This is a genomic window from Pedobacter sp. 01N416, from assembly GCF_056399685.1.
Genome location: NZ_JBFTRT010000181.1, coordinates 1 through 8,631 on the forward strand (window position 1 = coordinate 1; position 8,631 = coordinate 8,631).

The following is an 8,631-nucleotide window of genomic DNA, read 5'->3' on the forward strand; positions in this document are numbered from 1 at the left end:
GAATTACCTGGGGCGATTTTAAGTTAACAGATTCACTTGGCGAGGGCAATTATAGAATTAGGGCCTATACCAATTACATGCGGAATTTTGGTACCGAATTCTTTTACGATAAGACAATTAAGATCGGAAATAGCTGGGCTAACAAAGTTTTTACAAAAACTTCTTACAGTTTTATCAAAGAGAACAATGCAGATAAAGTAACGGCAACAGTTCATTTTGAAGATAAAAATGGCGTGGCTTACAGTGAAAATGAAGTAAGTTATGAAGTTCAGTTAGATTACCGTACCGTTACAAAGGGTAAAGTTAAAACAAGTTTAACGGGTGATGCGGTAATTAGCTTCACAAACAATCAATCTTTCCAAAATAAATCAGGGAAAATTATTGCGACCATCGCGCTGGATAATAAACAAAAAGTAATCAAATCTATTCCGATCACTTCCACCTCTAACAATGTTGATGTACAGTTTATGCCAGAGGGGGGAACACTTGTTGAAGAATTGCCCCAAAAAGTTGCTATTAAAGCTGTTAATGCCGATGGTCGCGGTGAAGATGTAGAAGGGAGTATAGTAGACGAAGGGGGAAATGAAGTAACCAGTTTTGCCACCAATTATTTAGGTATGGGTAATTTTGTGTTTAATAATCAGGCAGGTAAGTCATATTCGGCAAAGATTAAATTTAAGGATGGATCAGAAAAAACGTTTAAATTACCTGTGGCCGTTAAAAGTGGTTATGCACTTTCTGTAAATGCTTTAGATACAGGTAAAGTGGTGGTTAAAATTATGGGCAGTGCCGATCTTGTGAATGGCGATGAACTAAAAGTTGTGGCGCAGCATGGTGGCAATGTATATTATGGCTCGAAAGCTAAAATGGATAAACAGGTACTAGTGGCCAATATTCCAAAAAAGAACCTGCCAACTGGTATTGTGCAGTTTACTTTATTTTCAAGCAGCAATCAACCTTTGGCAGAGCGGTTGGTTTTTATTAATAACAAGGCCGAATTAATTGACTTATCGATTAATGCATCAGGAGTTTCTAGTTCAAAAAGAGGGAAAGCGGCCTTTACTTTCGATGCTAATAATGATAATAAACCCGTTTTAGGTAGTTTTTCGGTTGCTGTAACCAATACGGTAAAAGTAACGCCTGATGAAAATAACGAGTCTAATATCCTCACCTCGTTGTTACTTACCTCTGATTTGAGTGGCTACGTAGAGAAACCCAACCATTATTTTTTAAAGGATGATCTTCAAACACAAAAGGAACTCGATAACTTAATGCTTTCCCAGGGCTGGAGAAGATTTCTTTGGAAAAATATTATCAATGGTGTTGGTCCGAATATTACCTATAAACCCGAGCAGTCTATTACCATTAGCGGAACGGTAATGAAAGGCAATAAGCCTGTACCTGGTGGTAAGGTAATGCTAATGGCTACAAAAGGAACGATGTACATTTTGGATACGGTAACCAATGCCGAAGGAAAGTTTGTTTTCGATAATTTAAGTTTTGGCGATAGTACAAAATTTGTTGTTCAGGCCAGAACTAAAACAGAAAGGAAGTTTGTAGATATTAATCTTGATATCGTACCCGGGCAGATTGTAACCAAGAATAAAAATGGAGCCGATATCGATATCAATGTGAATAATACTTTGATGAAGTATATTAAAGAAAGCGATAACTATTTTAATGAGATGACACGTTTAGGCTTGCTGGAGCGGACCATTAAACTTGAAGAAGTAACCATTACTGAAAAGAAAAACCCAGCGAAGAATTCATCCAACCTAAATGGCGCAGGAAGGGCCGATTTCGTGATGACAGCCGATCAGCTCTCTACCTGTGTTACCCTTTCGCAATGTTTGCAAGGGCGGTTACCAGGTGTAATATTTAGAGGTAATGTGCCATATTTAATGCGCAGCCAAAATACTCCTATTCAACTCATTGTGGATGGAATGCCTATGGAAGCCGATTTTCTGGATAATGTTAACCCTAACGATGTAGAATCTATTGAGCTTTTAAAAAGTATCGGTAATACAGCCATTTATGGTTCGCAAGGTGGCGGAGGTGTAATTATCGTTACAACTAAACGTGGTGATGGAGGAAGAAGTACTACCCGTTATGCTCCAGGTATTGTAACCTTTAATCCAAAAGGATTTACGATTTCAAGAGAGTTTTATTCGCCAAAATATGATGCAACAAGCTCAAGCAGCAGGACCGATTTCAGAACAACTATTTATTGGAACCCACAGGTTGTTACAGATAAAGATGGAAAAGCACAATTCGAATTTTATAATGCAGACGAACCCGGAACCTACCGTGTAGTAATAGAAGGAATAGACGCTATAGGGCATTTGGCAAGAAAAGTTTACACTTATGACGTTAAATAGAGAAAAATAGATAAATTTGAATTAGTATGCATGCATAGTTTATGCTGCGGTATATTTATCTTGATCCTAGATTCTTAAATCTTGATACTATTTAAAATATGAATACAATAAAAGTAAGTGTTAAAGACCGCCTGGCAACCATTACGTTAGATAGAGGAAAATCGAATGCCTTAAATCGCGAGTTGATTACCGAGCTTGACGATATGCTTAAAAATATTACCGCCGATGATAACATTGGCGGTGTAGTTTTAACCGGTACAGCACCTTTCTTTTCTGCTGGATTGGATTTGGTAGAACTTTATAACTATAACGAAGAGGAGGCTAAAGTTTTCTGGCAGTTGTTTTTGGGTTTTACAGCCAATATGGTCTCATTTAAAAAACCRATGGTAGCGGCAATTAGTGGCCATAGCCCGGCCGGCGGATGCGTAATGGCATTGGCCTGCGATTATCGGGTAATGGCAGAAGGACAATATATTATTGGACTTAATGAGGTGCCGGTAGGTATTATTGTACCAAATAGTATTTTTCAATTGTATGCGTTTTGGTTAGGTAAGGCTGAAGCCAGTCGTAGTTTGCTTTCAGGTAAACTTTACAGCCCCGAAGAAGCTTTAAAAGTCGGTTTGGTTGATGAATTGGTGAAAAATGAAAGTTTGTTAACGGCTGCCGAGCGTAAGATTAAGAAATACATGGAGCTCGAAAGTAATACCTGGTCGCAAAGCAAGTTAAATATACGCGAGGAATTAATTGCTGCCGTAACTGCAGATCAGTCGGCTACTTTAGAAAAAATGTTAGCACAATGGTGGTCGCCGGCAACACGCCATATTTTAAAAACAATTTTAGCTAATCTGCAGAGAAAATAATCAGTTTGCAGTTGTCGGTTTTCAGTTAGCTAATTACAACAATTAACCGATTAACCAGTTTCAACAGTTAACCATTTTTAGCTTTAACCAATTAACCAATATACTATGTTCAGTTATAATGCACCAATGCTCAGAGAAGACGCTTTAAAAGGAAAAACCATTGTAATTACAGGTGGTGGAACGGGGTTAGGGAAAGCAATGGGCGTATATTTCTTGAAATTAGGAGCCAACCTCGTAATCACAAGCAGAAAACAGGATGTACTGCAAAAAACTGCCGATGAAATGGAAGAAAAAACAGGCGGCAAAGTATTGGCAGTTGCCTGTGATGTTAGAGAAGTAGCACAGGTAGAAAACGTATTGGCCAAAACTTTAGAAAGATTTGGTTCTGTTGATATATTATTGAATAATGCTGCGGGTAATTTCATCTCTCCAACCGAACGGTTATCAGCCAATGCATTTTCATCCATTATCGATATTGTTTTAAAAGGAACGGTTAACTGTACACTTACCTTTGGTAAACACTGGATTAAGGAAAAACAAGCGGCAACAGTTTTAAATATAATTACCACTTACGCTTTTACAGGCTCAGCCTATGTTGTGCCTTCTGCCTGTGCAAAAGGTGGTGTTTTAGCACTAACAAGATCTTTGGCCGTAGAGTGGGGTAAATATGGTATCCGTACCAATGCTATTGCTCCAGGTCCGTTCCCAACTAAAGGCGCATGGGAGCGTTTATTGCCCGGCGATTTAGCCAAAAAATTCGATTTCAAAAACCGTGTACCGTTGAAAAGAGTTGGCGATCATCAGGAACTCGCCAATTTAGCTGCATTTCTGGTGAGCGATTTCTCTGGATACATTAATGGCGAAGTAATTACCATTGATGGCGGAGAATGGCTGCAGGGAGCAGGCCAGATGAATGGTTTGGAAGCAATCCCGAACGAAATGTGGGATATGCTCGAACAAATGACACGAAGCGCTAAAGGAAGCTAGTATTTGATGACAAGTCTTATTACTTGATACTCGCTACTTGTTACTAAAATATTATCTTTGCCGATATGAATATCTTACTTTTAGGTTCAGGCGGCAGAGAAAGCACATTCGCTTGGAAAATGAGCCAGTCTTCGCACTGCGATAAACTAATTATTGCTCCAGGTAACGGTGGTACAGGAGCTTATGGTACAAACATCAACATCAATGTAAACGATTTTGATGCCATTAAAAAAGTAGTGCTTACCGAAAACATTGAACTCGTTGTAGTAGGCCCTGAAGAACCTTTGGTAAATGGTATTCACGATTTTTTCCTTGCCGACAAAGCCATTGCGCACATTCCAGTTATCGGACCTAAAAAAGAAGGAGCTATTTTAGAAGGGAGTAAAGATTTTTCTAAACAGTTTATGGAACGCCATGGTATTCCTACTGCGGCCTCAAAATCTTTCACGCCCGAAACTTTAGAGGATGGCTTGGCTTATTTGCAAAACCATGCATTGCCAGTTGTTTTAAAGGCCGACGGTTTGGCGGCAGGTAAAGGTGTGTTAATCTGTACCGAAACCATCGAGGCTCAGGAAGAATTAAAACTAATGCTTGGCGGTAAATTTGGTGCAGCCGGTGCAACAGTAGTAATCGAAGAATTTTTAAGCGGGATAGAACTTTCGGTATTTATTTTAACCGATGGTGAAAATTATATCACACTGCCTTCAGCTAAAGATTATAAACGGATTGGTCAGGGCGATACCGGTTTAAATACTGGTGGTATGGGCTCAGTTTCGCCAGTTCCTTTTGCCACACCAGAATTTTTGGCTAAAGTAGAAGAACGGATTATTAAGCCAACAGTTGAGGGTTTAAAGAAAGATAATATCGATTATACAGGTTTCATCTTCTTCGGACTGATAAAAGTAGGAGAAGAGCCATTTGTAATCGAGTACAATGCACGTATGGGCGATCCTGAAACAGAGAGTGTGATCCCTAGAGTTGAAAACGACTTGGTAGAGTTGTTTTTAGCTACTGCCAACAAACAATTAAACCAGGTGAGTTTGGTTATTTCTGAGCAAACAGCTGCTACTGTAATGATTGTGGCAGGTGGTTACCCAGGCGATTACCTGAAGGGTAAAGCCATTACTGGAATTGAAAACCTACGTCATTCTAACGCATTCCATGCCGGAACATTGTTAGAAAATGATGTCGTGAAAACAAATGGAGGAAGGGTAATTGCGATTACCAGTTTGCAAAAAGATTTGTTTACTGCCTTACAATCTGCAACTGCTGATGCTGGCAGAATTTATTTCGACGGGAAATATTTCAGAGAAGATATTGGTTTTGACTTAATTTAAAAATAACATAAGTTGAAAAAAGTACTTAAGAAGATCTCCGAAATCGCAATTAAACAAGGAGAGTTTAGTTTTACACCTGAGCAAACCGAAGCAAAGTGGCTAGGCAATCAACCCGCCACCTCAGCCGAAATACAAGAAGCTGAGGTAAGATTGGGCGTAACGCTTCCAACGGATTATAAGGAATTTCTGTTGATTACCAATGGATTTACCACGCCAAATGAACACGTTGATCCGTCGTTTTCAAAAGCAAGTGATATCGCATTTCTAAAGGATGTTGATCCACAGCTAATCGAGATTTGGACAGAAAATGATGAGTTGCTAGAGGTAGCCATTAAACTGGCCAGAAGCATTATTATTGGTGGCTTAGGAGAAGAGCAATATTTTCTTCTAATCCCGCCGGTAATTGAAAATGCAGATTGGGAATACTGGAAATTTGCTTCATGGATTCCGGGAGAAGATCCTTACGAAGGGCTTGAAAATTATTTCATTAACGTATTGGATTTCTTAAAATCTGCATAATACGTTTTCGTATAAACAAAGAAAGCCCCAATTTTAATTGGGGCTTTCTTTGTTTTGAACGCTTTTTTATTTCGATTTACTTCCCAGTAATTCTTGAAGTTTGTCTTGTAAAGCTTGTTCTCTAAGTCCCTTTGCAATAATTTTACCTGTTGGATCAATTAAGAAATTAGCCGGAATGGATTGAATGCCATACATTTGAGCCACTTCATTGCTCCAGCCTTTTAAATCTGATACATGTGTCCAGGTTAACTTATCAGCCTCAATGGCTTTCTGCCATGCCGTTTTGGTAGTTCTGGTATTTCCTCCATCTAAAGAAACACCCAAAACAGTAAAGCCTTTATCTTTAAATTTGTTGTAAGCCACTACCACATTTGGGTTTTCCTGGCGGCATGGGCCACACCAAGATGCCCAAAAATCTACCAGTACATATTTACCTTTAAAATCGGATAATTTAACAGGTTTACCTGCGGTATCAACTTGCGTAAAGTCCATAGCCATGGCACCTACAGCGGTTTTTCTTCCAGCGTCAAATATTTGAGCAATTTTTTTACCTGTAGTAGTTGCCTTCAAGTCTGGCGACAACCCAACAAAAGCTTTTTCTGCTGCTGTTGCCTGATCAGGATCTGCTGCCAATTGGCTAATTGCGCTTAAGCTGATAAATGATTTTGGATTGCCGTTTGCATACTGTAATAATAATGGAGCCATTCCAGCAGCTTCTTTTTCATAACGGGCACCTAAAGCCCCCATAACAGCTTTATCTTGTTTCTGCTCGGGTGTATAGGCTGCATATTCTGCATTAATTGCAGCAAGTTTATCTGCTACAGGTTTAGTTAATGCTTTTAATTTCTTTGCATCGTCATTAACTGGTGAGCCAGTAATTGTTGCTTTTTTTAAAGAATCTGCTGCGGCTAGCTTTATATTTCCTGGCTCTACGTATAGCGATAAAGCATCTAATTTCTCTCCCTGTGCCGGACGGTTTACGTAAGGGTTTTTGTTTAAGAAAAGACTTCCCTGTGCAGGATTTAACAATGTTCCTTTAAATGCAAAAGTGCCATTTGTTACAGTTGCCGAATCAGTAATGTTTTTACCATCTCCCTGATAGATCAGGTAAACCTTATCTCCGGTTTTCAATCCTTTTATATCGCCACTAACTGTAAATGGCTTCTGTGCCAAGGCTGCAAGGGGCAATAGCGCCATCGCAGATAATAATAGTTTTTTCATCTGTATAATATTTTTTTCATTGGTGATAAAGCTATCATGATTTGTTGATTTTACTTTGTGATATTGAAAATCATGATGGTTTCATGAGGTTAGTTTAATTCTGTCCAAATATAGAAATCTGTACCGCTAAAACGTAAATAGCTGTGTAAAATTATGATGGACTGTTTCAGGGATAGCTTTTAGTTAAGTTTTTGGTAGGTTCTCCACCATAAATCGGGCATTTCGCCATTAACAGCAGTCTGGTAATCATCATATCTGCAAGGCACCAGATGGTAACGCTCGTTTTTAGATTGTCCCGAAGGGTAAGGGACCTGCATCCACCAGCGGTCTGATTTTTTGCTTTTCACAAACATCATTTCTCCCGAACCGTCTTTTAAACTGGTTCGATAGATCATAAATTGTGATTTCGGTGTTAGCGGAAAATCCTTTTTGCGGGCATAAAATCCATCAACAAAATACCATACCATTTGAGCAAGTAAGAAGGCAGTTTGTCCATTATTGTCATAGGCCGGATTAAACTCGTAAAAACCAATTGAGGTCAACTTATCATTCATGCCAGCATAACGGGCAATACGACAGGCTTCTTCACCATCAAAACCATTCGGCGTGGTATTCGCATTTGCTGCGGCATCTGCAGAACGGATAGCGCCCATGTCAAAGCTAATCATGTTTGCATTACGGATAATAGGCTCTGTTAGGGTAATGTCCTGAGCAAATTCACCCAAGCGGTGTACATCAAAATATAATTTATCCATCACGCTCAAACTTTCTTGGTTTACAAAATAAGTTTGATAACCCACATTGCTAAAATTGAAAAGGTAATTGGGCTGGTGCAGGAAAATTTTGTTCAGGTAACAGTCTGAGCGGGTAGCAATTCCCTCATTGTCGTCATCGCCAATGTCAAATTGGTTATCAATAACCACCAGATCTACTTTTTGCTCTAAATCTTCATAACCCAGGTATTGGCCATAAGTTAAGTCTTGTCCACCGCCAATAATGATTGGAATAATGTCTTTTTTAATCAGTTCCGAAACCACCATCTTGATGGCAATATAGGTATCGGCAATGGTTGCGCCGTGTTTAATATTGCCTAAATCGACAATCCTACTATTAAAAGCACCTTCGTTGAGTTTATAAAATTTCTCTCTAAAATAATCGGGTGCCAGGGCAGAGCCTTCATTGTTAACGGCGCCTCTTCCATCAAGTACCCCAAAAATTGCCAGATCGTAGGTGTGCTCCTCAAAATCGGGGAACAATTCGGTGTAAATCTGCGCTTTTAACCCCAGCTGACTTGTGAAAAATCCTTGCTTGGGTGTAAAACTATCAGGG

General features: G+C 39.3%; 7 protein-coding genes. 5 read left to right on the forward strand and 2 right to left on the reverse strand.

Annotated features, from left to right (window positions below):
• The 5 genes from AC1DND_RS11930 to AC1DND_RS11950 form a co-directional block, all read left to right on the forward strand.
• On the forward strand, positions 1-2,378 hold a 2,378-nt coding region (locus AC1DND_RS11930), incomplete at its 5' end, for a carboxypeptidase-like regulatory domain-containing protein (RefSeq protein ID WP_477581858.1).
• Between the two features lie 98 nt (positions 2,379-2,476).
• The gene (locus AC1DND_RS11935) at positions 2,477-3,238 is read left to right on the forward strand and encodes an enoyl-CoA hydratase/isomerase family protein (protein WP_477581860.1); all 762 of its coding nucleotides are present in this window, start codon (positions 2,477-2,479) and stop codon (positions 3,236-3,238) included.
• 105 nt (positions 3,239-3,343) lie between these two features.
• Complete coding sequence (locus AC1DND_RS11940; RefSeq protein WP_477581861.1) at positions 3,344-4,225, forward strand: SDR family oxidoreductase; 882 nt, start codon at positions 3,344-3,346, stop codon at positions 4,223-4,225.
• A 65-nt stretch (positions 4,226-4,290) separates the two neighbouring features.
• Positions 4,291-5,562, forward strand: coding sequence for a phosphoribosylamine--glycine ligase (gene purD / locus AC1DND_RS11945; protein WP_215129489.1), 1,272 nt, complete (start codon positions 4,291-4,293; stop codon positions 5,560-5,562).
• Positions 5,563-5,574: 12 nt separating this feature from the next.
• Entirely contained in the window at positions 5,575-6,081 is a 507-nt protein-coding gene (locus tag AC1DND_RS11950) for an SMI1/KNR4 family protein (protein WP_477581863.1), read from the forward strand.
• Positions 6,082-6,147: 66 nt separating this feature from the next.
• On the opposite strand, the gene AC1DND_RS11955 is transcribed toward AC1DND_RS11950, so the two are convergent.
• Complete coding sequence (locus AC1DND_RS11955) at positions 6,148-7,302, reverse strand: redoxin domain-containing protein (RefSeq protein WP_477581865.1); 1,155 nt, start codon at positions 7,300-7,302, stop codon at positions 6,148-6,150.
• Positions 7,303-7,481: 179 nt separating this feature from the next.
• A partial coding sequence (locus AC1DND_RS11960; protein ID WP_477581867.1) for a formimidoylglutamase occupies positions 7,482-8,631 on the reverse strand: 1,150 nt, incomplete at its 5' end.

What these genes read in the sequence shown, in the direction of transcription:
- AC1DND_RS11940 (WP_477581861.1), top strand. Translation starts at nt 3,344, where the DNA reads ATGTTCAGTTATAATGCACCAATGCTCAGAGAAGACGCTTTAAAAGGA.
- purD (WP_215129489.1), top strand. Translation starts at nt 4,291, where the DNA reads ATGAATATCTTACTTTTAGGTTCAGGCGGCAGAGAAAGCACATTCGCT.
- AC1DND_RS11955 (WP_477581865.1), bottom strand. Translation starts at nt 7,302, where the DNA reads ATGAAAAAACTATTATTATCTGCGATGGCGCTATTGCCCCTTGCAGCC.